Genomic DNA, 22,043 nt, shown 5'->3' with positions numbered 1-22,043 from the left:
CTAATGAGAAAAAAATATTTACCCATAGCAATACTTTGCATGATTACCATAAATAGTAATCTGAAGGCACAAAATAATATCGACAAATCATTACCAGATATAAAACCTCCAACTTCCGAAACTTATAAAATAAGTACTTACAGCTTAGATTTTAACAATTCTCCTTCGGGAGAATTTACATACAATTTTCCAATATATAACATAAATACAGGCATTAATATACCAATAAGTTTAGGATATAATAGTGGAGTTAAAGTGGATGATATTGGAGGTAATTTAGGCATGTCCTGGCAATTAGTTGCAGGAGGTGCAATTTCAAGAATTGTAAGAGACGAACAAGACGAAACATCCTCATCTGTTTGGTTTCCTAATACAATAGATGTTAATAACGATGCTAACACTATTAAAACTGCTGCTCAGCCTGATAACTCAATAGATACAGAGTATGATTGGTTTAGCTTTTCACTTTCTAATGGACTCTCGGCTCAATTTTATATAGATAAAAATTTAAACGTTCACTATAACGGAGGAGATGGGTCAAAGCTTTTAATTAGTGATAAAACAACAATTGTTACACAATATGGGAAAAATTTAGAATTTACTCTCATTGATAATCAAGGAAATAAATATTTTTTTGGAGGTGAAGAAAAGTTTATGGAAAGGTCAAGAATTAACTATAAAGGACCAGATAAATATTACACTTCGGGATGGTATCTGGCTAAAGTTATTACCAATAGAAATCAAGTAATCAATTTCGATTATTCAGTAGAGCAAACAAATTACTATTCTTCTATGGGAGCATCTTTTACTGTTTCAGAAAGCTGCTGTGTTCCCAATACTTATGAAAATAGTGGGATTACAAAAAATAAAACCACAACAGTGTCATTAAAACCTAGATTATTGAGTATTGATGATGATATTGTTAAAATTAATTTTGATTATAACAAAGAGAGAAAAGATTATATAAATGGTGATGGAAAACTTCTTACCTCAATTTCTATTCTTTCAAAGAAAAATAATCAAATCGTAAAGAATTTTCAATTAAGCTATGATGATGTAAATGCTGGTGCAGCAGTAACGTATTATGAATTACCATTTAATGAACAAAGTACGGTTAACCGTCATTTTTTAAATAATATAAATGATATTGTTTCTAATCAAAAATATAAATTTGAATATTATTCAAAAGAAAGTATTCCTGCAAGATTTAGTTTAGCAACAGATTTCTATGGTTACTCCAATGGTAAAAGTAATCAAACTCCTTTTGCTGATATATCTGGCAAAGTACCCAATATTATTTTAAATAAAACTAATGGATATGCTTCTGCAAATAAAGAAGTAGAACCAACTAGAACTTATTATGGAAATTTAAAAAGAATCTATTATCCTACTGGAGGGTATTCTGAAATAACCTATGAATCAAATAGTTCTATAACTCCAACACAAGTGGAAGAAGTTGAAAGTGTAGGATTAGAGGCAACAAGAAATTGTGTAGGAGCAAAGACAGTCAGCAAGTCATTTACATTTACATCTAATGGCTCACCAATCAGCTATTCAGCGTATGCTTCAACTGATTACTCTAATTGTGGTGAACCAGATAATCTTCATGAGATACATGGAATACAAATTACAGATTTAGCTACAGGTACAGTTGTTAGAAGTAAAAACTCAAAATACTCTCAAAGTATTGTAGCAAATAAAGATTTATGTTTAACAGCTATTCCTACTGAGCTTACTTGCCCTGTTAGTACTATATCTGGTCACCAGTATGAAGTAAAATATTCAGTAACTTCTTATCTTGGAAGAATAGATGGAGCAGCTTCTGTATATTACAATTCTCGAACAGAAACAGTTGATTTATTAAAACATTATGGAGGAAGCAGAGTAAAAAAAATAGAAGAAAACAATACTGAAAACGGTTCTTATACACGTTTATTCTACTATAATAAATTAGAAAACAGATTATCACAGAAAACAAGTATTACCAATTCAACCACACCTAAGCTATTTGAATATTTAATGACAAAAAGAAATTGTTTATTAGAATGTAATCCATCCAGTCAAGGAGAAGCAATTTCTGTTACTTCAATTCCTACATATCGATTTTATAAAGACAATATTATTGGTGATTTTAATGATAGAACTAATAAAATATTTTATAATAACATTACAGAATTGGTAGATGGACATAAAGCTATTGAAAGAAACTACACATATGAAGGCGATACAGATTCTTATTTATATGACCCTCCAGTATTAGATGCTCCGCATAGTAATAGCGGTCAGGTTAAGAGAGGTTTGTTGCAAAATGAGAAACAATATAGTTTTAATAATAATGATTTCAGGATTTTTCAAGAAACACAGCACAAATATAACTTTGTTCAGAATTCAATAATATCATTTATATTTAAACAGAATTTCGCTTTAAATAATGGATATATTTACAATCCACATGATGGTCCGATTCCAAATATATCTTATACTTTTTATCAGAACTATTATGGCTTTTCAAAATTAATTGAATCTATTACAAAAGAAACTATTAATGGACAAATAATTGAATTTAAAGTTAATAATGATTACAATAATCCATCTCATTATCAATTAAGCAAACAAAAAAGCACTTCACCAGAAGGTATAATTAAGGAAGCTTCATACCAATATGCTCATGAGAAAGGCAACCTGCTTATGATTGATAAAAACATGATAGGCGTTCCATTAGAAACCACCACAACCCAAACCATTGGAGGTGTTACAAAAACATTAGGAAAATCAGAGACCATTTATCCTTTAAACCAATCGGAAGCCAATACAAAATCATCTGGTTTAGTATTACCGCTATCTGTAAAGTCATATGATTTACAAAATCCAACTTCTGCAACCACAGAAGTAACCTATGACTTGTATGATTCCAAAGGTAACTTACAACAATATACCACAAAAGATGGTGTTCCAGTAGCTATTATTTGGGGATACAATCAGACTCAGCCCATTGCCAAGATCGAAGGAGCCACCTACACTCAGGTACAAAGTTTAGCCTCTGCAATTATTACTGCGTCCGATACGGATGCTTTGGCGGGAAGAAACAACGATGAGACAACCTTTTTAGATGCCTTAAAAACATTCAGAAACAGTTTATCAAATTATCAGATAACAACCTATACTTACGATCCTTTGATTGGAGTGCGAAGTATTACTCCACCATCAGGAATCCGTGAAGTTTACTTGTATGATACAGCCAACAGGTTAATGGAAATTAGAGAAGGTAACCAAACAGGGAAATTATTAAAAGAATTCAAGTACAATTATAAAAACTAAGACCCGATGAAAAAAATATTAATCCCAATAGGCGCAATACTTCTATCCAATATAATGTATGGTCAGCTTTCTACGACAGAAAACTATGTTTATAGTAAAACGTATTTAGATTACAACGGATCTACGGCAACTAAAACCTCGGAGGTGGTCCAGTATTTTGATGGTTTAGGGCGAGCGAAACAGGTGGTGAATGTCAAAGCATCACCCTTAGGAAAAGATGTAGTAAGCCATATCGAATATGATGCATTCGGAAGACAGACCAAAGACTACCTTCCTGTTCCGCAATCTCAAACATTAAACGGAGCTATTGCTCCAACTCCATTGGCAAATGCTTCTGCATCGTATGGATCAGAAAAGATCTATGCAGAAAAAGTACTGGCAAACTCCCCGTTAGACAGAGTTCAGCAGCAAATTCAGGTGGGAACGGATTGGAGTAATAAACCCGTAAAATATGATTATGATGCCAATATTACAGGTGAGGTTATTAAGTATACCACCACAACAACATGGGAAAACAATGCAACTAAATCTACCATTAATTATGGAGGGAATTACGGAGCCAATCAACTATACAAAAACACCGTAACCGATGAAGATGGAAACAAAACCATTGAGTTTAAAAACGGTCAGGGACAGGTTGTATTAGTCAGAAAAATCAACGGCACAGAAAATGTTGATACTTATTATGTATACAATGAGTATAATCAGCTGGCATGGGTAATTCCCCCTTTACTATCTAAAAAACAGACATGGGATTTGAGTGATCAACAGGCTCTTGCTTATGAATACCGATATGACGGAAGAGGTAGACTCGTTGAAAAGAAAATTCCAGGCAAAGGTTGGGAGCATATGGTGTATGACAAAGCGGATCGTTTGATCTTTACCCAAGATGCTAATTTAAGAGCGCAAAGCAAATGGCTTTTTACCAAATATGACCAATTGGGAAGACCAATCATCACAGGACGTGTTTCGGGAACGGACAGAAACGATATGCAGACTGCGATTGGTAATAATCTTATTCTTACAGAGTATAGAAACGCTGCCGGATTTACAAAAAACGGAATGCAGATCTATTATTCCAATGACAGCTTCCCGTATTTTGATACAGCACTCTCAGTTACGTACTATGATACTTATCCTGCGGGCTCACCTGCAGTAACCAATGTATTCTCACAGGAGTTATTGACTGATAATCATTCAAATGCCGTGTCAACGAAAGGTTTGCCAGTGGCAAGCTATGTCAAGAATATTGAAGATGATAACTGGACCAAAACTTATACTTGGTATGATACCAAAGGAAGAAGTTTTGGTTCAAGAAGTGAGAATCATTTGGGAGGATATACCGTTGTTAATAATAAACTTGATTTTGCGGGCACCGTCCTTCAGACCAATACCTATCATAAAAGACTGGCAGGTGATACCGAAACAGGCATTACAGAAGTGTTTGAATACGATCATCAAAACAGAGTTAAAAAACACTGGCATTATGTAGGTAATAATCCGGGGGAATTATTGGCTGAAAATAATTATAATGAGCTCTCTCAGCTGACCAATAAAAAAGTAGGAAATAATCTTCAAAGTATTGATTATGCATACAACATCCGGGGTTGGATGACTAAGATCAATGATCCGGCGAACTTAGGAAATCATTTATTCGGGTATGAAATGAAATATCAGAACCCAACCAGTACTTCTATTATGGGAGGCAGATATAACGGGAATATTCTTGAAATTGACTGGAAAACTTCCAATGACGGAGTTTTGAGAAGGTATGATTATAATTATGATAGTTTAAACAGATTAACTATGGCTCATTACCGTGAACCTATGACCTCGATACCTTATAGTAATTTTTATAATGAAGAAGCCGCTTATGATCTTAATGGGAATATCACCAATTTATGGAGAAATACTAAAAACCCATCCGGAGGCTATGAGGGAATTGATATTTTAACTTATAACTACTCAGGAAACAGACTGACTTCAGTTACCGATGCCACCATGAATCCTTCAGGATATCCCGGAGGTGGAAATACCATTACCTACGATGATAATGGGAATATGATCAAGCATTTAGACAAAGGAATAAATGAAATCAAATATAATTTTCTGAGCTTACCTGATCTGGTGACGGTAAATAATATGCAAAGTCCTTTTGGTAACAGAACATCTTATCTTTATAGGGCTGATGGAACAAAACTGAAAAAAATATACAGTTATTATAAACGGGATGATCAGGGAAATATCAACTATAGCGAGTCTGCCACAGATTATCTTGATGGTTTCCAGTATATACTTGAGGGCCAGGGAATAGGCTGTATCGGTTGTGCAGCTCCTTCTCCAACCCTGAAGTTTATTCCAACCTCCGAAGGTTATTTTAATTTTGAAAATAATAAGTATATTTACAATTATACAGATCATTTAGGAAACGTAAGACTGAGTTATACTAAAAGTAGCAGTGATACAGCTAGTGGAGTTGATATTATTGAAGAAAGTAATTACTATCCTTTTGGATTAAAACATCAGGGATATAATGTCTTAAGTGGAAATCCTGATTATAATTATAAGTATAATGGTAAGGAATTGCAGGAGACGGGCATGTACGATTATGGGGCAAGATTTTATATGCCTGATTTGGGTAGATGGGGTGTCGTGGATCCGTTGGCGGAGAAGATGAGAAGATGGTCACCTTATAATTATGCATTTAATAATCCCATTAGATTTATTGATCCGGATGGAAGGCAAGGAACAGATATTTATGAGCTAAATAAAAAAGGAAATTTAATTTGGAAAGCTTCTTCTGAAAGAGATGTGATTTATGCGTCTAAAAATTTTGACAGTAATGGTAATTTGAAAAAAGATAATGATGGAGGTATTGATGTCGGTAAACAAGGAGATATTGAAAAAATTAAAGAAGAAGTTCCATTAAAAAAAACTGTAAAAGATTCGGAAGGAAATACTTCAAATAAAATGACAACATTAAGGTTTTATAATAACACTGAAAAAGCTTTAGAGGTAGCAAATTATTTTTATAATAATACAGATGTAGAATCATCAAATGGATCTTATTTATCTCAAAAAAATAATATTTTTTCTGTAATATCTACATTACATTTGCCTGCTGCTTCAGCTGTTGATCCAAAAGATTTTGGTATGAGTAATTTTTCAGTAAATGGAGATCATTTTTTTCCAAGTAAGTTATTTGCTCAAGATCATAATCATCCTGGGTTAGGAGATGTTGCTCCTAGTGGATATTTTTATTCTAAAGTGAAAAACCAGTTTATGATTAATGATTTTAATTGTAGAGCATCTGGAGGTTGTGATTATTATAACACTTTAAAACCAGAATATAAAGATATAAAATTTAGAATGTATTCAAAACAATATAAATATGTAGATTATGACAGCAATGGAGCTTCTTTTTCAAAATAAAATAAAATACTGTATCTTTTTATTTTTTGCAGTACTTTTTAAATCTCAGCATACAAAAGAAATTACGCTTAACACTTATATTGATGAATTTATTAATGAATCTAAAGAAAAAAAAATAAATTTTAACCCTAAGAATAACGTAATTCTTTTAGATTTAAAGGAGTGTAGTGGTAATGAATGTGAATTTTATAATTTCCGGTTAGGAATAACAAGTATTACATATCAATACGGAGGTTTATTAAATGAGACTGACATTTATAAAAAATATAAAGATTTTAGCATGGTATTATCAGCAAATAATGATAAAATGAAAGAAATTCTTTTAAAAAAAATATGCAAATTAAAATCTAATACCAATTTTAAATTAAACAAACCCCAAATAGTTCAAGGATTAATTATTGATTCAAATAGCAAGAGTTATCTTTTTGATAAGGACTTTAAATTAATTGAAACAGACTAGATGTGAAGTTTGCTTGAAATCTCCGATCTCGCGGATTTATAATCCATGAGCAGATAAAAAATAGCCCACCGCAATCGCGTTGGGTTTTGTGTTTTTATAGTACTACAATATTTTTACAAATACGTTTTCTAGCTTTGCAATCCTGAATAAGATATCTATTAATCACAAAGTGTTTGTGTATTACTCTCTTCAAGTTGTTTCAAATCCTTAATTCTTTCTCCAGTTCTTTTTATCAAAAGAATCAGTGAATAGATAATCCCTGTTCGTGCCTTAGATTAAAAAACTGTGCAATCTACAAGGTCCTATTATAAAAAATCCGCCTCAGCAAAGCGCTGAGACGGATTCTATCATTTAAGCTCAAATTACTTCATAAAGTAATCAAAATAAGAGCAGCTTCCCATTAAGTTCTTTGCTGTTTCCGTATCGGAATACTGAGTTTTTAATAATGCAAAATAGGTTCTGAACTTTTGATTTTTCCGATTGTCCATTTCTTTTTGATGAGCATCTGTTTTCTCGGAGTATTTAGGATCTGAATAATCAATTTTGACTGGATTTTTGGCTTCATACTGATAATACTTTCCTTGTTCGGCACTTGCCATCTGGAACAGTATTCTTGCTTTTTGTTCTTTGTTTGTAGAGACATCCAAAGCTTTTTTATAATAATTTAGCGCAAGATCAAAATTATCTGGTTCGATATAAGAGGTATCGAGGAAGTTTTTATAATAATACTGATACGGATTTTTTCGGTCTGTATTCCAAAAATCATATTTTCCTCCATTGGAATTATCAATATCCATGACAAACAGCTGTCTGTAGTATCCTAAAATTGAAGTATTATATAAAAGGTTTCCGATCAGCTGATTGGCTTTGGCTGCTTTCTCATCTTTTCCTGTACCCAGTTTCTTCAATTGAATAAGAGCATCTGCCAATTCCAGTTTATCCATTGATGGTTTGATGAATGGAAATTGTGAATAATCTTCTTTCGCCATGCTCGTTTGTTCATCACTTTGATAGCTTTCCCATACATTGTGACCAAACACAAGATCGGAAACATTTGCATATCCGTTATATTGAGTAGTTTTGTATTGAACAGGCATGACTTTCTTCGCATCAGTATTCCATTCTGACCTTGGAATTCCACTGAAGTCTTTTGCTTTCTGATAATAAGATTTTGCTTTCTCAAAATCAGCAAGCCTCATAGCCCGGTCGCCGTAAATCAGCGCAAAAAATCCTTCGATATTTCCCACATCATCCATGTTCTTGGCAATGATCTGTTGCTCAAACTGAGTTTTGTTGGGTTTTCTGTAGAATTCTTCAACACTTTTTACCAGGCTTGAATTCGGATTGTACTGCAGATCAGAAAGTTTATTGTTCATTAAAAATGATTTTCCATCTTCACCCTGTAAGAAATAGCGGTTGGCCATTACATCTTTCAGGAAATCTGCTGTTGAAGGAACCGTTCCGTAGTAATCATATTCATCCGTTGTCGTGGTGTCTTTTTTAACCTCTTTTTCTACAAAATATTCGGGGTAATCTTTCATCAGATGATCTTCATATGCTGCATCGATCTTTGGTTGAGATACAATATCATTAAGAACTTTCATTCTTTTAATTTCTTCCAGATATTCAGGATTACTGGTTTTAATATCATTTAAAATTTCGGTGCTTGCTTTATAATCTTTTTTAAGGAATTTTAAATAGGCGTCTGCAATTTGCCAGTATTCATCTTTTGATTTTTCTTTGGTCTTTTCTGTGAATTTCTCTAAGTCGTCCAGATAATCCTTTGTTTTTTCATCATACCAATAATTATTTTTAGTATAAAAAGGAATTCTGTCCGGATTGTTAAGCAGTTCATCATCACTTTGATCAGATTTACTGTCATCGGTTTTAGGATCAGATTTTATTCCGAAAAGCTTTTTAAAGAATCGTACAATTTTCTGCCAGAAAGAAAGTTTTTCCTGTTTTACCTCTGTTACTTCAGACTTTGTGTTTTCTGATTTCTTTGCGGATGTAGTTTTATATCCGGCATATCTGCCTGTTTCATTGGAATTATAATAATAGATCGGGAGATAACTTCTTTCCAGCTCATTGATGCTTCGCACAGCCATTACTTTCAACATCTCCGAGTCCGGATTGATGGCATACATTTTTTCCATAATAGGAATCGGGTTGTTGAAGTCTTCATAACCTAAAAGAAAATAAGCCATATTCTTTTCTTCATTCGTGCCTGCCCGCTTCATAATATTATTAAATGAAGCAGTATCAGAGAGTTTCATCGATACAAAAGCCGATTCTTTACGGCTTTTACTGTTCATAAAAACCTGGAAAAAATTCCAGTTGGCATCATTATTCATTTGCAGGCCTCTTTGTGCTCCGGCAAGCTGGTCTAAAGCCATATAATAAACACTGCTTCTCAGTTTTATTGGTTCAATATAGGTTTTGAAAGCCTGGGTAGCGGCGTCATAATTTCGGGTATAATGATTGAAACGAACAAGTTGGTACCCATATCGCTGCTTGATTTCCGGATTTTGTGCTGCATTGTATAAAGAGGTTAATGCAGCAATTGTTTTGTTATAATCAAGCTGGGTGGCATTTTTATCGGTTTGGTTGCCTCCATAGTAAAATGAATTCTCATTCTCCACGAAATTAATTCTCATAAAAGGCTCCAGGTATTTGGCTTCAATCAGATAATCGATTCCTTCATGGTATTTTTGATAAGACCCTGCACCGAGTTTTTGGAATAACTGATTGATGGATGTTCCTTTCTTTAAATCATTGAGGTCATTCATGCTCATTTTATACACCAGGTAATCAATCTCGGAATAGCTCAGTTGATTATTGAAATATTTTTTCCACGATTCTATATTCTCATCAGGAATTTGAGAGGTTTTATAATCAGTGTAGAACCGGGTAGAGTAGCTGTGTAAAAAAGGGAGATAAGATTTATCTTTAATAATACTTTGGGTAAAGAGATTAAAGTATTCATAATCCGGATCAGACCATGCGCAGGCATCGGATTTTGTATAAAAAAGAGAGACTACGGCTAATGAAAGAATATACTTTTTCATATAATGAGCGGTGTTTTTTTGAGTTTTATGATAGAATTTTAAAAATTAAAATTCTGGTTACTTACAAATTTACTATCTAATTGATAATAAATGATATTGAAATGCTGTATTTTTTTCTCCAGAAAATCAACAACTTCCACAAGATGCTGATCGGAGATTTCTTCAATTTTTATTCTGAACCCCTTGTTTAAATAATTTCCAAAATAGAATCCGTCTTTCAGTACTTCCACTTCCTTTTCTGATATTTTTTTTAAGTTTGGGTTCTCCAGATCTTTTTTAGATAAAGCATTAATGAGTTTATGCTTTTCCAGATGATTGGTAACGATGCCCCACGAATAAATAGGTAACGCCACTTCAATTTTTTTGATAGGATAGTCTTCCAGTTTTGAAAGATAATTTTTCAGAATGTTCACATCCAGAATAGAATTTTTATCCGAATTTTCCAAAGGTGAAGAAGTGGAGTAGCACATCAGATAAACTTTTGAAACAGGCGGAATTCCCATTAGGTTTTTATCTTTTACCTGATGTAGACGCAGCGTACACGTAATTTCTTTTCCTGAGATCTTTTTTAATTCTTTTAAAAATGTAAAATAATCATCGCGGGTTCCGGCAGTCCAGTCACAGTCAATCTGAATTTCTTCGGAATTCTTCAGCTTATATTCATCGGTCTTTTTTTGAATTAAAGCCGAAACACTTTTCGCCAGGAAGCCTATTTCTTCTTTGGTAATATAAAGGAAAGTTCTGTTTGTTATAAAAACTGTCGGAACGATTTGTTTATCGGTTTCAAAACTTTTATCTTTTGTAATGACACCGACGGGTTGAAATTTTCCGTCAATTTTATCAACATCGAAAAATCGTGTATATAAATAGGGTATGGCAGACTCTTGCAATACTTTTTTCTCAGTTTCATTCAACGAAAGCCTGGTTTTCCAATAATAAAAACCGTACGGATGGTTCTCTTTCTTGTTGCATGAAAAGAGTAAAATGAGAAACGAAAGAAGAGATAATTTGAAATACCTCATTATTGGAACAATTCGCCTTCACATTCACAGCTTGAGCTTTCGGTTTCTGCTACAGAACAGCAGTCTTCGGATTTCATAATATTTCCGGCATCGTCTGTAAAATAAATTTTTTCCTTATTGAACTTAAAGCTCCACTTTTCATTAAATTTTTTAAAATGTACTTTCATAACACCCGTATGGTATTTTCCAACGTTGATGTCTTCTGTGGTTTCTGTTCCGTCTGCCTGATTTACCTGTACGTATCCAAAATGTACGTCACCATTTTTCTTTACATCAACATAATATGCCGGAGTTCCGCTGCCGCCAAACCCTTCTAAAATGTTGAAGCTTCTTTTTCCTGTAAAAGGAATTTTTGCCTGCGCAAACGATAAAATGCTGAAACATAAAATAAATAAACTAAAAAGCTTTTTCATATAATAAATTTTGTCAAAATTAAAGATATTTAAGCAAAAATTACACCGTAAAATCACGGTGATTGGCTTGGTGTAAGGTTTTACAAAAATAAAGCCGCTCCAAAAATAGAACGGCGGGATATCTTTTTTAAAATAATGTATTAATGGGTTAACACCATATATAAAGCGGCTGCAATAGTTGCTCCTATAATCGGACCTGCAATTGGAATCCATGCGTAGCTCCAGTCACTATTTCCTTTAATAGGTAAAATGGTGTGCATTATTCTGGGGCCCAGATCACGGGCCGGATTGATTGCATAGCCGGTAGTTCCTCCCAATGACAACCCAATTACCCAGACCAAAAAAGTAACGGGTATAGCACCCACGGATCCTAAACCTATTTTTGCAGTCGTGTCTGTATTTAAAGTAATATTAGGATCTGCAAAATGAAAAATGACAAATACCAGTACAAAAGTTCCGATAATTTCACTGATCAAATTTGAAGAAGCTTTTCTGATGGCCGGACCTGTACTGAAACATGCCAGTTTTGCGCCTTCATCTTCTGTGATGGCAAAATGATCTTTGTGAAATACCCAGACCAAAAAAGCACCCAGCATAGCACCGATCATCTGAGCGGAAATATATGATGGTACAGATTCCCACGGGAATTTTCCTGCAACGGCTAATCCGATGGTGACCGCCGGATTTAAATGAGCACCACTGACCGATCCCGCAATGGTAACCCCTACGAAAACGGCCATTGCCCAGGCAGTGGTAATGACGATCCAACCGGAATTGTTTCCTTTTGTACCTTTTAAAACGACATTGGCCACAACGCCGTTTCCTAATAAAATAATGAGCATTGTCCCTATTAATTCTGCTGTAAATGGAGTCATACTTATATTTTTTAGAAATTAATCTTCAATCCAGTTTTGAGAACGCTCTACGGCCTTACTCCAGGTTTTAACCATTTTTTCAACTTTTTCTTTTTCCATTTGTGGATGGAAATCTTTATCAACAATCCATTGAGACTGAATTTCGTCAATGTTTTTCCAGTAGCCCACTGCGAGCCCGGCAAGGTAAGCGGCTCCTAAAGCTGTTGTTTCAAGTGTTTTTGGTCTTGTAATTTTAAAGCCGAACAAATCTGACTGGATCTGCATCAATAAGTCACTTGCTGATGCTCCTCCGTCTACTCTTAGCTCAAGACTTTCTCTTCCGGAATCAGCCTCCATAGCTTTTACGATATCATATACCTGAAATGCAATTCCTTCCAGTGTAGCTCTTGCAATATGCCCGTTGGTTGTTCCCCGGGTTACACCTACTATTGTTCCTCTTGCGTATTGGTCCCAGTACGGCGCACCCAAACCCGTAAGAGCGGGAACAAAATAAACGCCACCGTTATCTTCAACCGTTTTTGCTAAGTCATTGATTTCTTTGGATGATTTGATGAGCTGTAATCCATCTCGAAGCCATTGTATTGCGGCTCCGCCCACGAAAACACTTCCTTCTAAAGCATAATTAACTTCCCCGTTGATTTTCCAGGCTACGGTTGTCAACAGATTATTTTTTGAGGAAACGGCTTCTTTTCCTGTATTCATTAATAAGAAACAGCCTGTTCCATAGGTGTTTTTTACCATTCCGGGACTGGTACACATCTGCCCGAATAAGGCTGCCTGCTGGTCTCCTGCAATTCCTGCAATAGGAATTTTTGTTGAAAATAGGGTAGTGGCCGTTTCTCCGTAGACTTCGCTGCTTTGTTTTACGGACGGCAAAATAGATTTCGGGATATTGAAAAGTTCTAGTAAATCATGATCCCAGTCCAAGGTGTGAATATTTAAAAGCATCGTTCTGCTTGCATTAGAAACATCGGTAATAAACATTTTTCCGCGTGTCAGTTTCCAGACCAGCCAGGTATCGACTGTTCCGAAGCATAATTTTCCTGCTTCTGCCTTTTCGCGAGCTCCTTCTACAGTGTCGAGAATCCATTTTAGTTTTGTTGCAGAAAAATAAGCATCCAAAACGAGACCTGTCTTTTTCTGGATCATTTCTGCATGGCCCTGTTCTTTCAGTTCATCACAATATTTTGATGTTCTTCGGTCTTGCCAGACAATGGCATTGTAAACAGGCTCTCCCGTTTCTTTGTCCCATACCACAGTGGTTTCACGTTGATTGGTAATTCCGATGGCGGCTACTTCCAGACCTGAAATACCGGCTTTAGCTATGATTTCTGCAGCTACAGAAATCTGGGAAGACCAGATTTCATTCGGGTCGTGCTCTACCCAGCCCGGAGTAGGGAAAATTTGCTCAAAATTTCTTTGGGAGATGAATTCAGTTTCTCCTCTGTGATTAAATAAGATAGCTCTGGACGAAGTTGTACCCTGGTCTAAAGCAAGAATTAATTTCTCACGCATATTGTGTCTAATTTAGATTGATGTTTTTTGGTGAATAAGGAGTCAGTAAATATCCTTTTGCTAAATCTATAAATTCGGCAGTTTGTATTTTGATCCATTCTTCAGATAACCCTTTCTCTTTTGCTATAATAGTAGCTACTTTCTGCGCACTGTCGATAGCAGCTCTTGCATCCAAAAATAATAAACGAACTCTTCTTGCCAAAATATCTTCGATAGTTTCTGCCATCTCGTTCTGAACAGCCCAGATAATTTCACCAATTGTGAAAGGATGGTCAGGATGGATTTTTTTTGAATATTCAGGATTACTTTGCTGTAACGTTTTTATAAAAGGAATATCCGAGCCGTATACATATAAATGACTGCTTCTGTCAACAAGCTCGGGCTTTAGATTTCCGTGAATGGAAAGATTTTCGGTTTTGGAAGTTGTCAATCCTAAATTGTGAATTTCCATGGCTTTATTTATGGTGTCTTCTGCCATTTTACGATAGGTGGTCCATTTTCCGCCGATGATGGAAACCAGTCCTGTTTCTGATGTAACCACTTTATGGCTCCTGGAAACTTCTTTTGTACTCTTGCTTCCGTCTTTTGGAGCAGCAAGAGGTCTTAGGCCTGCGAAAACAGATTTTACATCTTCACGGGTTGGTTTTTTTGCTAAATATTGTCTTGCGGTATTTAAAACAAAGTTAATTTCTTCTTCCAGTGCTCTGGGTTCAAAGCTTTCATTTTCGAGTAAGGTATCTGTTGTTCCTACCAAGGCTCTGTCGTGCCATGGAACGACAAACAGAACTCTTCCGTCTGATGTTTTCGGAATCATGATGGCGTCGTCACTTTTTAGAAAAGATTTATCTAAAACCAAATGAATACCCTGACTTGGAACTACAAATTTTCCATGTTTAGGATTATTCATATTTAAGATATCATTTGTGAACACACCGGTCGCATTGATAACTACTTTTGCACGGATTTGAAACTGTTTTTTAGTAAACTGATCTTCTGCAACAACACCTATAATTTTGTCAGCATCATTTTTAAGAAGGCTGATTACTTTTATATAATTAATAGCGCTTCCGCCTTTTTCAATAATGGTCTGCCCAAGATTGATAGCCAGTCGGGCATCGTCAAACTGTCCGTCCTGATAGACAACGCCGCTTGCCAGATTTTTTTGTTCGATGGTAGGCAGTTTATCAATTGTTTTTGCTTTACTGATGTATTTAGTTTTGCCTAAACTTAGTTTTCCGGCAAGAAAATCATAAATTGATAATCCTATCTTATAGTAAATTCCACCCCACCAGGTGTAATTAGGAATGATAAACGATTGATTTTTTACAACATGAGCAGCATTTTTAGCCAATAAACCTCTTTCTTTTAAAGCTTCTTTGACTAAGCCGATATCCCCCTGTGCCAGATACCTTACCCCTCCGTGTACCAGTTTTGTACTTCTGCTTGACGTTGCTTTTGCAAAATCATGAGATTCCAGCAAAAGTGTTTTGAATCCTCTGCTTGTGGCGTCCAATGCTGAACCTAAACCGCTTGCTCCACCTCCTATAACAATAAAGTCCCATTCTTTGACGGTGTTTAGTTTGCTGAGTTCTTCATTTCGTTTCATAATGTTTCGTTATGTTTCGTTTTCAAATGTAAAAATTAAAAATGAAACTAAAAAGAAAATAAATGAAATTTTATCTTTCGAAAAAAAGTAATACTTTTGAAGAAACGAATTCATGGAAAAACTGCAGCCAAGACATAATGATATACTAAAGGAGATAGATGAGAAAGACTATGTGCTTGTTCAGGAATTGTGTGAAAAGTTTAATGTTTCATCTGTTACGATTCGAAAGGATCTTAGCTATCTGGAAAGTTTGGGATTGCTCTTTAGAAACCATGGAGGAGCAAGTAAACATGTACGATATGCTTATGAAAAAAACGTTGATGAAAAAGAAAACATTAATGTAGAAGCGAAGCAGAGGATTGCAAAAGCGGCCTTATCTTTAATTCAGGAGAATGATTGTATTATTCTGGCTTCCGGAACAACGATGCATTACCTTGCAAGAATGCTGAACGGCTTTGGTCCGCTTACGGTGCTGACTTCTTCTTTACGGGTTGCTATTGAACTTTGTAATAATCCTAATATTAATATTATTCAACTGGGAGGCGAGGTGAGAAAAAGTTCAACCTCTATCGTCGGCTCTATTTCTGAATCTATTCTTAAGCAGTTTTCCTGTAACAAATTATTTCTTGGGGTAGACGGCCTCGATATGGACTTTGGGATCAGTACATCCAATGCTGCGGAAGCTCATTTAAATCAGCTGATGATTGAATGCTCCGACAAGGTTGTCATTCTTGCGGATTCTTCTAAATTAAATAAAAAAGGCTTCGGTAAAATCGCTCCTTTAGACAAAATTGATTATCTGATCACCGATCATAAGATTTTAGATGAAGATAAAGCCAAGCTTGAAGAAATCGGAGTGAGTGTGATTGTTAAATAAAAATCAACTCATTTTTAAATTTTTTACATTTCAAAAATTTTTTTCCGAAAATTAAGACTGAATTTTCTCAAAATGACCTAATTGATTAAAAATCAAAATATTTTGTTGTAAATATTTGTCAGTTATAAAAATATTCATAAATTTGCACACTCATTTTAGGGGCGTAGTATGCCTATATCAAAAGTAGAAATTACTTCAGACCTCCGAAAAATGGTGATAAACAGAAGATAAATTTTATTATAACATAAACAATGTCAGGTATTATTGGTAAAAAAATCGGTATGACGTCTTTGTTTGACGAAGCAGGGAAAAATATTCCTTGTACAGTTATTCAAGCTGGTCCATGCTCGGTTTTACAGGTCAGAACCATTGAAAAGGACGGATACAAATCTGTTCAATTAGGTTTCGATGACAAGAGTGAGAAGAACGTTGGTAAAGCGTTAGCTGGTCATTTTAAAAAGGCTGGTTCTGCTCCTAAAGCTAAATTGGTAGAATTCTACAGAGAATTCGTTGATGAAGTAAAAGTAGGAGAAGAAGTAAAAGTTGATTTATTCGCTGAAGGTGAATATGTTGACGTAACAGGTACTTCTAAAGGTAAAGGTTTCCAAGGTGTTGTTAAAAGACACGGATTTGGAGGTGTAATGCAAGCTACTCATGGTCAGCACAACAGACTTAGAGCTCCAGGTTCTATCGGTGCTGGATCGGATCCTTCGAGAGTATTCAAAGGAATGAGAATGGCGGGTAGAATGGGAGGTAAGCAGGTAACTGTACAAAACCTTCAAGTATTAAAAGTGGATCAAGAACAAAATCTTTTAGTAGTAAAAGGTGCTGTTCCGGGAGCTAAAAATTCTTATGTAATTATCAGAAAATGGAACTAGTAGTATTAAATACATCAGGAAAGGAGACCGGAAGAAAAGTAACTCTAGACGAAACAGTATTCGGAATTGAGCCAAATCAGCACGCGGTTTACTTAGAAGTTAAGCAGTACCTTGCAGCACAGAGACAAGGAACTCATAAATCAAAAGAGAGAAGCGAAATTACTGCTTCTACTAAAAAACTTAAGAAGCAAAAAGGATCTGGATCTGCTAGATATGGTGATATCAAATCTCCAACTTTCAGAGGTGGAGGTAGAGTATTCGGACCAAAACCAAGAGACTACAGATTCAAATTGAACAAAGCTCTTAAGAGATTAGCTAAAAAATCTGTTTTATCTCAGAAAATGAGAGATAACAGCATTAAAGTTTTAGAAGATGTGAGCTTAAACGCTCCTAAGACTAAAGATTTCATTACTTTATTAGATGCATTGACATTGAACGGTAAAAAATCTTTATTCATTCTTCCTGAAGCTAATAAGAATGTGTATTTATCTTCAAGAAACTTACCTAAAACTAAAGTAATGAACTTTAACGAAGTTAGTTCTTACGATTTAGTAAATGCAGGTGAGATCGTATTCTTCGAAGGTGCAGTTGAAAAATTCCAGGAAAATTTAAAGAAATAAGTCATGTCTATTATCATTAAACCAGTTATCTCAGAAAAGGCTAACTACCTTACAGATTTAAGAGGTTCTTATTCTTTCTTAGTAAATCCTAAGGCGAATAAAATCCAGATTAAAAATGCTGTAGAAGCAGCTTATGGTGTAAAAGTAGCAGACGTTAACACAATGATTTATGCTCCGAAGGTTTCTTCGAAATACACTAAAAAAGGTCTTCAAGTAGGAAAGACAAACAAATTGAAAAAAGCGGTAATCAAACTTGCTGAAGGTGAGGTTATCGATATTTTTGCTGTAAATTAATTATTAATTATAAATAATAGTAATGTCTGTTAGAAAATTAAAACCTATCACCCCGGGACAGAGATTCAGAATTGTAAACAATTTTGAGGAAATTACTACCAACAAACCAGAGAAATCTCTAACAGTTGGTATTAAAAAGTCAGGTGGACGTAACCAAACTGGTAAAATGACCATGCGTTACACCGGCGGTGGACACAAAAAGAAATACAGAATTATTGACTTCAAAAGAAACAAAGCAAACGTTGAAGCCACTGTAAAATCTGTAGAATACGATCCAAACAGAACTGCATTTATCGCTTTATTAGAGTATGCTGACGGAGAGAAGAGATATATCATCGCTCCAAACGGTATCAAAGTTGATCAGAAAGTAATTTCTGGTGAAAGCGTAGAGCCAAATGTAGGGAACGCAATGAAGTTGAAAAACATTCCATTAGGTACTGTAATTTCTTGTGTTGAAATGAAGCCTGGTCAAGGTGCTATTTTAGCAAGAAGTGCTGGTTCTTCAGCTCAATTAACTTCAAGAGACGGAAAATATGCAATCATCAAATTGCCTTCAGGAGAATCTAGAATGATCCTTACTGAATGTTATGCAATGATTGGTTCTGTTTCTAACTCTGATCACCAGTTAACTGTATCAGGTAAGGCTGGTAGAAGCAGATGGTTAGGTAGAAGACCAAGAACAAGAGCGGTAGTAATGAACCCTGTAGATCACCCAATGGGAGGTGGTGAAGGACGTTCTTCTGGAGGTCACCCAAGATCTAGAAACGGTATGCCGTCTAAAGGTTACAAAACTAGAAAGAAAAACAAAGTGTCTAACCGTTACATCGTATCTAAAAGAAAATAATTATGGCAAGATCACTTAAAAAAGGACCATTCATTCATCATACTTTAGATAAGAAGGTTCAGACAAACATAGAGTCTGGTAAGAAGACAGTTATCAAAACTTGGTCTAGAGCATCAATGATCTCTCCGGACTTCGTAGGACAAACTATTGCAGTACACAACGGGAAATCTTTTATCCCTGTTTATGTTACAGAAAACATGGTTGGTCACAAGCTAGGCGAATTTTCTCCAACAAGATCTTTCAGAGGTCATGGTGGTAACAAAAACAAAGGAAGTAGATAATCATGGGATCAAGAAAAAGAGAAAGTGCATTAGCACGTAAGTTAACAAATCAGGATGTAGTGAAAGCATTACATAATGATTGCCCGTCTTCTCCAAGAAAAATGAGATTAGTAGCTGATATCATCAGAGGAGTAGAAGTAGACAAAGCTTTATATATTCTAAAATATTCTAAAAAAGACGCATCTAACAAGTTGGAAAAAGTATTGCTTTCAGCAATGGCTAACTGGCAGACTAAAAACGAAGGTGCTGATATTGAAGAAGCAAATCTTATCGTTAAAGAAATTTTTGTAGACAGTGCAAGACAATTGAAGAGACTAAGACCAGCTCCACAAGGTAGAGGGTACAGAATCAGAAAAAGATCAAACCACATTACATTAATCTTAGGTAAAAAAGAAAATTAATCAAGGTATGGGACAGAAGACAAATCCAATTGGTAATAGATTAGGTATCATCAGAGGATGGGATTCTAACTGGTTTGGTGGAAACGATTATGGAGACAGAATCGCGGAAGACTACAAAATCAGAAGATACCTTGAGGCTAGATTATCTAAAGGTGGGATTTCAAGAATTTATATTGAAAGAACATTAAAATTAGTTACAGTTACTATCACTACTGCTAGACCGGGACTTATCATCGGTAAAGGAGGTCAGGAAGTTGATAAATTGAAAGAAGAATTGAAGAAACTTACTAAAAAGGATATTCAAATCAATATTTTCGAAATCAAAAGACCTGAACTTGACGCTGTATTAGTTGCTGATAGCATTGCGAAGCAAATCGAAAACAGAATCTCTTACAGAAGAGCTGTTAAGATGGCTATCGCTGGTACAATGAGAATGGGTGCAGAAGGTATCAAAGTTCAAATCTCTGGTAGATTGAACGGTGCTGAAATGGCAAGATCAGAATCTTTCAAAGACGGAAGAATTCCTTTGTCTACTTTCAGAGCTGATATCGATTATCACATTGGTGAAGCATTGACTCAGTACGGTAAGCTAGGTGTAAAAGTTTGGATCATGAAAGGTGAAGTTTACGGTAAAAGAGAACTTTCTCCTCTAGTGGGACAACAGAAAAAAGGAGGTCCGTCAGGAGATAGAAACAACAGAGGAGGAGACAGAGACAACAGAAGACCTAGAAAGAACAATAACAATAATAATAACAATAATAATTAAAAATTTTAGATAGAAATTTTGAATTTTAAATTACCGTTACTTTTTTAAAATAAAAAAAATCTAAAATCTAAAATCTAAAATCTAAAATTTAGAAATTATGTTACAACCAAAAAGAACCAAGTTCCGTAGAGTTCATAAGATGAAAATGAAGGGGAATGCCCAAAGAGGTAGTCAACTTGCTTATGGAACTTTCGGGATTAAGGCGACAGAAGGTGCTTGGATCACTGCAAGACAAATTGAAGCTGCGCGTATCGCTGCGACAAGATATATGAAGAGAGAGGGTCAACTATGGATCAAAATCTTCCCGGATAAGCCAATTACTAAAAAACCAGCGGAAGTACGTATGGGTAAAGGTAAAGGTGCTGTGGAATATTGGGTAGCTGTAGTAAAACCAGGTAAAATTATGTTCGAAATCGGAGGTGTACCTTACGAAATCGCTAAGGAAGCTTTAAGACTTGCTGCACAGAAATTACCAGTAGTTACTAAATTTATAGTTGCTAACGATTTTGTTAAACCTCTTTAATCTTTGAATACAATGAAAACAGCTGATATTAAAAATTTAAGCGCAGAGGATATTCAAGCTCAACTAGCTGATGCGAAAGCTCAATATTCTAAAATGAAATTGGCTCACAAAATCAGCCCGCTTGAAAACCCTATTCAAATCAGAGATTTGAGAAAGGCAATCGCAAGATTAAATACTGAGTTAACTAACAAACAACAATAAGATTTTCATACATTATGGAAAGAAACTTAAGAAAAGAAAGAATCGGAATAGTTTCCAGCAATAAAATGGAAAAGACCATTGTTGTAAGTGAGACGACGAGAGTGAAACACCCGATGTACGGTAAATTCGTATTAAAAACGAAAAAATATACTGCACACGACGAGAACAACGAATGCACAGAAGGAGATACAGTTCTTATCCAAGAAACTAGACCTATGAGCAAGAGCAAGAGATGGAGATTAGTAAGAATCATTGAAAAAGCTAAGTAATGTTACAAACAGAATCAAGATTAAAAGTTGCTGATAACACTGGTGCGAAAGAAGTACTAGTAATCAGAGTTCTGGGTGGTACCAGAAGAAGATATGCTTCAGTTGGTGATAAGATCGTAGTTACTATTAAAGATTCTACACCATCAGGAAACGCAAAGAAAGGTCAAGTATCTAAAGCGGTAGTAGTAAGAACTAAAAAAGCAGTAAGAAGAAAAGATGGTTCATACATCAAATTCGAAGACAATGCTTGTGTTTTACTAAACGCTGGTGGAGAAATGAGAGGAACTCGTGTTTTCGGACCTGTTGCTCGTGAGTTGAGAGACAAAGAATATATGAAAATCATTTCATTGGCTCCTGAAGTACTTTAATTTTTAAAATTT

At 35.1% G+C, this 22,043-nt stretch carries 21 protein-coding genes; 15 read left to right on the top strand and 6 right to left on the bottom strand.

Annotation, left to right across the window (positions count from 1 at the left end):
• The first annotated feature begins 3 nt into the window (after positions 1-3).
• From M2373_RS11930 to M2373_RS11920, 3 genes are read left to right on the top strand one after another with little or no spacing between them, the layout of a single operon-like run.
• The gene (locus tag M2373_RS11930; RefSeq protein ID WP_259110926.1) at positions 4-3,318 is read left to right on the top strand and encodes a hypothetical protein; all 3,315 of its coding nucleotides are present in this window, start codon (positions 4-6) and stop codon (positions 3,316-3,318) included.
• A 6-nt stretch (positions 3,319-3,324) separates the two neighbouring features.
• Positions 3,325-6,750 (top strand): RHS repeat-associated core domain-containing protein, encoded by a 3,426-nt coding sequence (locus tag M2373_RS11925; RefSeq protein ID WP_259110922.1) that lies wholly within the window; start codon positions 3,325-3,327, stop codon positions 6,748-6,750.
• Positions 6,719-7,210 carry a hypothetical protein gene (locus M2373_RS11920; protein WP_259110920.1) on the top strand — a complete coding sequence of 164 codons (492 nt, stop codon included), beginning with the start codon at positions 6,719-6,721 and terminating at the stop codon, positions 7,208-7,210. The genes M2373_RS11925 and M2373_RS11920 overlap by 32 nt, the downstream gene beginning before the upstream one ends.
• Positions 7,211-7,572: 362 nt before the next feature.
• Here the strand turns inward: M2373_RS11920 and M2373_RS11915 are convergent, their stop codons facing one another.
• The 6 genes from M2373_RS11915 to M2373_RS11890 form a co-directional block, all read right to left on the bottom strand.
• Complete coding sequence (locus M2373_RS11915; protein WP_259110916.1) at positions 7,573-10,278, bottom strand: hypothetical protein; 2,706 nt, start codon at positions 10,276-10,278, stop codon at positions 7,573-7,575.
• Positions 10,279-10,316: 38 nt separating this feature from the next.
• Entirely contained in the window at positions 10,317-11,300 is a 984-nt protein-coding gene (locus M2373_RS11910) for a hypothetical protein (RefSeq protein WP_259110913.1), read from the bottom strand.
• Entirely contained in the window at positions 11,300-11,713 is a 414-nt protein-coding gene (locus tag M2373_RS11905; RefSeq protein ID WP_259110910.1) for a hypothetical protein, read from the bottom strand. The genes M2373_RS11910 and M2373_RS11905 overlap by 1 nt, the downstream gene beginning before the upstream one ends.
• Before the next feature lie 140 nt (positions 11,714-11,853).
• On the bottom strand, positions 11,854-12,588 hold the full coding sequence (locus M2373_RS11900) for an MIP/aquaporin family protein (protein ID WP_259110907.1): 735 nt from the start codon (positions 12,586-12,588) through the stop codon (positions 11,854-11,856).
• 18 nt (positions 12,589-12,606) lie between these two features.
• A complete protein-coding gene (gene glpK / locus M2373_RS11895) occupies positions 12,607-14,103 on the bottom strand; it encodes a glycerol kinase GlpK (protein ID WP_259110903.1) in 1,497 nt (498 codons plus the stop codon).
• A 7-nt stretch (positions 14,104-14,110) separates the two neighbouring features.
• On the bottom strand, positions 14,111-15,709 hold the full coding sequence (locus tag M2373_RS11890) for a glycerol-3-phosphate dehydrogenase/oxidase (protein WP_259110899.1): 1,599 nt from the start codon (positions 15,707-15,709) through the stop codon (positions 14,111-14,113).
• 112 nt (positions 15,710-15,821) lie between these two features.
• Between M2373_RS11890 and M2373_RS11885 the strand changes: the two genes are divergently transcribed.
• The 12 genes from M2373_RS11885 to rplN all read left to right on the top strand — a co-directional run bounded on the left by M2373_RS11885 (position 15,822) and on the right by rplN (position 22,031).
• Entirely contained in the window at positions 15,822-16,586 is a 765-nt protein-coding gene (locus tag M2373_RS11885; RefSeq protein ID WP_259110897.1) for a DeoR/GlpR family DNA-binding transcription regulator, read from the top strand.
• 251 nt (positions 16,587-16,837) lie between these two features.
• A complete protein-coding gene (gene rplC / locus M2373_RS11880) occupies positions 16,838-17,464 on the top strand; it encodes a 50S ribosomal protein L3 (protein WP_048504768.1) in 627 nt (208 codons plus the stop codon).
• Positions 17,455-18,084, top strand: a complete 630-nt coding sequence (gene rplD, locus M2373_RS11875) for a 50S ribosomal protein L4 (protein WP_259110891.1) — start codon at positions 17,455-17,457, stop codon at positions 18,082-18,084. Before rplC ends, rplD begins: the two co-directional genes overlap by 10 nt.
• Before the next feature lie 3 nt (positions 18,085-18,087).
• A complete protein-coding gene (gene rplW, locus M2373_RS11870) occupies positions 18,088-18,378 on the top strand; it encodes a 50S ribosomal protein L23 (protein WP_259110889.1) in 291 nt (96 codons plus the stop codon).
• Positions 18,379-18,400: 22 nt separating this feature from the next.
• Positions 18,401-19,222: a 50S ribosomal protein L2 gene (rplB, locus tag M2373_RS11865; RefSeq protein WP_123909155.1), complete on the top strand. Its 822-nt coding sequence runs from the start codon at positions 18,401-18,403 to the stop codon at positions 19,220-19,222.
• 2 nt (positions 19,223-19,224) lie between these two features.
• Positions 19,225-19,503 (top strand): 30S ribosomal protein S19, encoded by a 279-nt coding sequence (rpsS, locus tag M2373_RS11860; RefSeq protein WP_034702850.1) that lies wholly within the window; start codon positions 19,225-19,227, stop codon positions 19,501-19,503.
• A gap of 2 nt (positions 19,504-19,505) precedes the next feature.
• Positions 19,506-19,904 (top strand): 50S ribosomal protein L22, encoded by a 399-nt coding sequence (gene rplV / locus M2373_RS11855; RefSeq protein WP_103289182.1) that lies wholly within the window; start codon positions 19,506-19,508, stop codon positions 19,902-19,904.
• A 7-nt stretch (positions 19,905-19,911) separates the two neighbouring features.
• Positions 19,912-20,670 (top strand): 30S ribosomal protein S3, encoded by a 759-nt coding sequence (gene rpsC / locus M2373_RS11850; protein ID WP_259110885.1) that lies wholly within the window; start codon positions 19,912-19,914, stop codon positions 20,668-20,670.
• Positions 20,671-20,767: 97 nt separating this feature from the next.
• Positions 20,768-21,193: a 50S ribosomal protein L16 gene (gene rplP, locus M2373_RS11845; protein WP_042720939.1), complete on the top strand. Its 426-nt coding sequence runs from the start codon at positions 20,768-20,770 to the stop codon at positions 21,191-21,193.
• Positions 21,194-21,205: 12 nt separating this feature from the next.
• Positions 21,206-21,394 carry a 50S ribosomal protein L29 gene (gene rpmC, locus M2373_RS11840; RefSeq protein ID WP_259110880.1) on the top strand — a complete coding sequence of 63 codons (189 nt, stop codon included), beginning with the start codon at positions 21,206-21,208 and terminating at the stop codon, positions 21,392-21,394.
• An 11-nt stretch (positions 21,395-21,405) separates the two neighbouring features.
• Entirely contained in the window at positions 21,406-21,663 is a 258-nt protein-coding gene (gene rpsQ, locus M2373_RS11835) for a 30S ribosomal protein S17 (protein ID WP_052186088.1), read from the top strand.
• Positions 21,663-22,031: a 50S ribosomal protein L14 gene (rplN, locus tag M2373_RS11830; protein WP_034684837.1), complete on the top strand. Its 369-nt coding sequence runs from the start codon at positions 21,663-21,665 to the stop codon at positions 22,029-22,031. The genes rpsQ and rplN overlap by 1 nt, the downstream gene beginning before the upstream one ends.
• Positions 22,032-22,043: the final 12 nt, after the last annotated feature.

Source organism: Chryseobacterium sp. JUb7, from assembly GCF_024806495.1.
Classification (GTDB): domain Bacteria; phylum Bacteroidota; class Bacteroidia; order Flavobacteriales; family Weeksellaceae; genus Chryseobacterium.
The sequence above is the reverse complement of the archived record's forward strand: the minus strand, read 5'-3'. Positions and strand labels throughout refer to the sequence as shown.

Excerpts from the sequence above, each read along its gene's own strand:
- M2373_RS11930 (WP_259110926.1), top strand. The coding sequence starts at position 4 with ATGAGAAAAAAATATTTACCCATAGCAATACTTTGCATGATTACCATA.
- M2373_RS11925 (WP_259110922.1), top strand. The coding sequence starts at position 3,325 with ATGAAAAAAATATTAATCCCAATAGGCGCAATACTTCTATCCAATATA.
- M2373_RS11920 (WP_259110920.1), top strand. The coding sequence starts at position 6,719 with ATGACAGCAATGGAGCTTCTTTTTCAAAATAAAATAAAATACTGTATC.
- M2373_RS11915 (WP_259110916.1), bottom strand. The coding sequence starts at position 10,278 with ATGAAAAAGTATATTCTTTCATTAGCCGTAGTCTCTCTTTTTTATACA.
- M2373_RS11910 (WP_259110913.1), bottom strand. The coding sequence starts at position 11,300 with ATGAGGTATTTCAAATTATCTCTTCTTTCGTTTCTCATTTTACTCTTT.
- M2373_RS11905 (WP_259110910.1), bottom strand. The coding sequence starts at position 11,713 with ATGAAAAAGCTTTTTAGTTTATTTATTTTATGTTTCAGCATTTTATCG.
- M2373_RS11900 (WP_259110907.1), bottom strand. The coding sequence starts at position 12,588 with ATGACTCCATTTACAGCAGAATTAATAGGGACAATGCTCATTATTTTA.
- glpK (WP_259110903.1), bottom strand. The coding sequence starts at position 14,103 with ATGCGTGAGAAATTAATTCTTGCTTTAGACCAGGGTACAACTTCGTCC.
- M2373_RS11890 (WP_259110899.1), bottom strand. The coding sequence starts at position 15,709 with ATGAAACGAAATGAAGAACTCAGCAAACTAAACACCGTCAAAGAATGG.
- M2373_RS11885 (WP_259110897.1), top strand. The coding sequence starts at position 15,822 with ATGGAAAAACTGCAGCCAAGACATAATGATATACTAAAGGAGATAGAT.
- rplC (WP_048504768.1), top strand. The coding sequence starts at position 16,838 with ATGTCAGGTATTATTGGTAAAAAAATCGGTATGACGTCTTTGTTTGAC.
- rplD (WP_259110891.1), top strand. The coding sequence starts at position 17,455 with ATGGAACTAGTAGTATTAAATACATCAGGAAAGGAGACCGGAAGAAAA.
- rplW (WP_259110889.1), top strand. The coding sequence starts at position 18,088 with ATGTCTATTATCATTAAACCAGTTATCTCAGAAAAGGCTAACTACCTT.
- rplB (WP_123909155.1), top strand. The coding sequence starts at position 18,401 with ATGTCTGTTAGAAAATTAAAACCTATCACCCCGGGACAGAGATTCAGA.
- rpsS (WP_034702850.1), top strand. The coding sequence starts at position 19,225 with ATGGCAAGATCACTTAAAAAAGGACCATTCATTCATCATACTTTAGAT.
- rplV (WP_103289182.1), top strand. The coding sequence starts at position 19,506 with ATGGGATCAAGAAAAAGAGAAAGTGCATTAGCACGTAAGTTAACAAAT.
- rpsC (WP_259110885.1), top strand. The coding sequence starts at position 19,912 with ATGGGACAGAAGACAAATCCAATTGGTAATAGATTAGGTATCATCAGA.
- rplP (WP_042720939.1), top strand. The coding sequence starts at position 20,768 with ATGTTACAACCAAAAAGAACCAAGTTCCGTAGAGTTCATAAGATGAAA.
- rpmC (WP_259110880.1), top strand. The coding sequence starts at position 21,206 with ATGAAAACAGCTGATATTAAAAATTTAAGCGCAGAGGATATTCAAGCT.
- rplN (WP_034684837.1), top strand. The coding sequence starts at position 21,663 with ATGTTACAAACAGAATCAAGATTAAAAGTTGCTGATAACACTGGTGCG.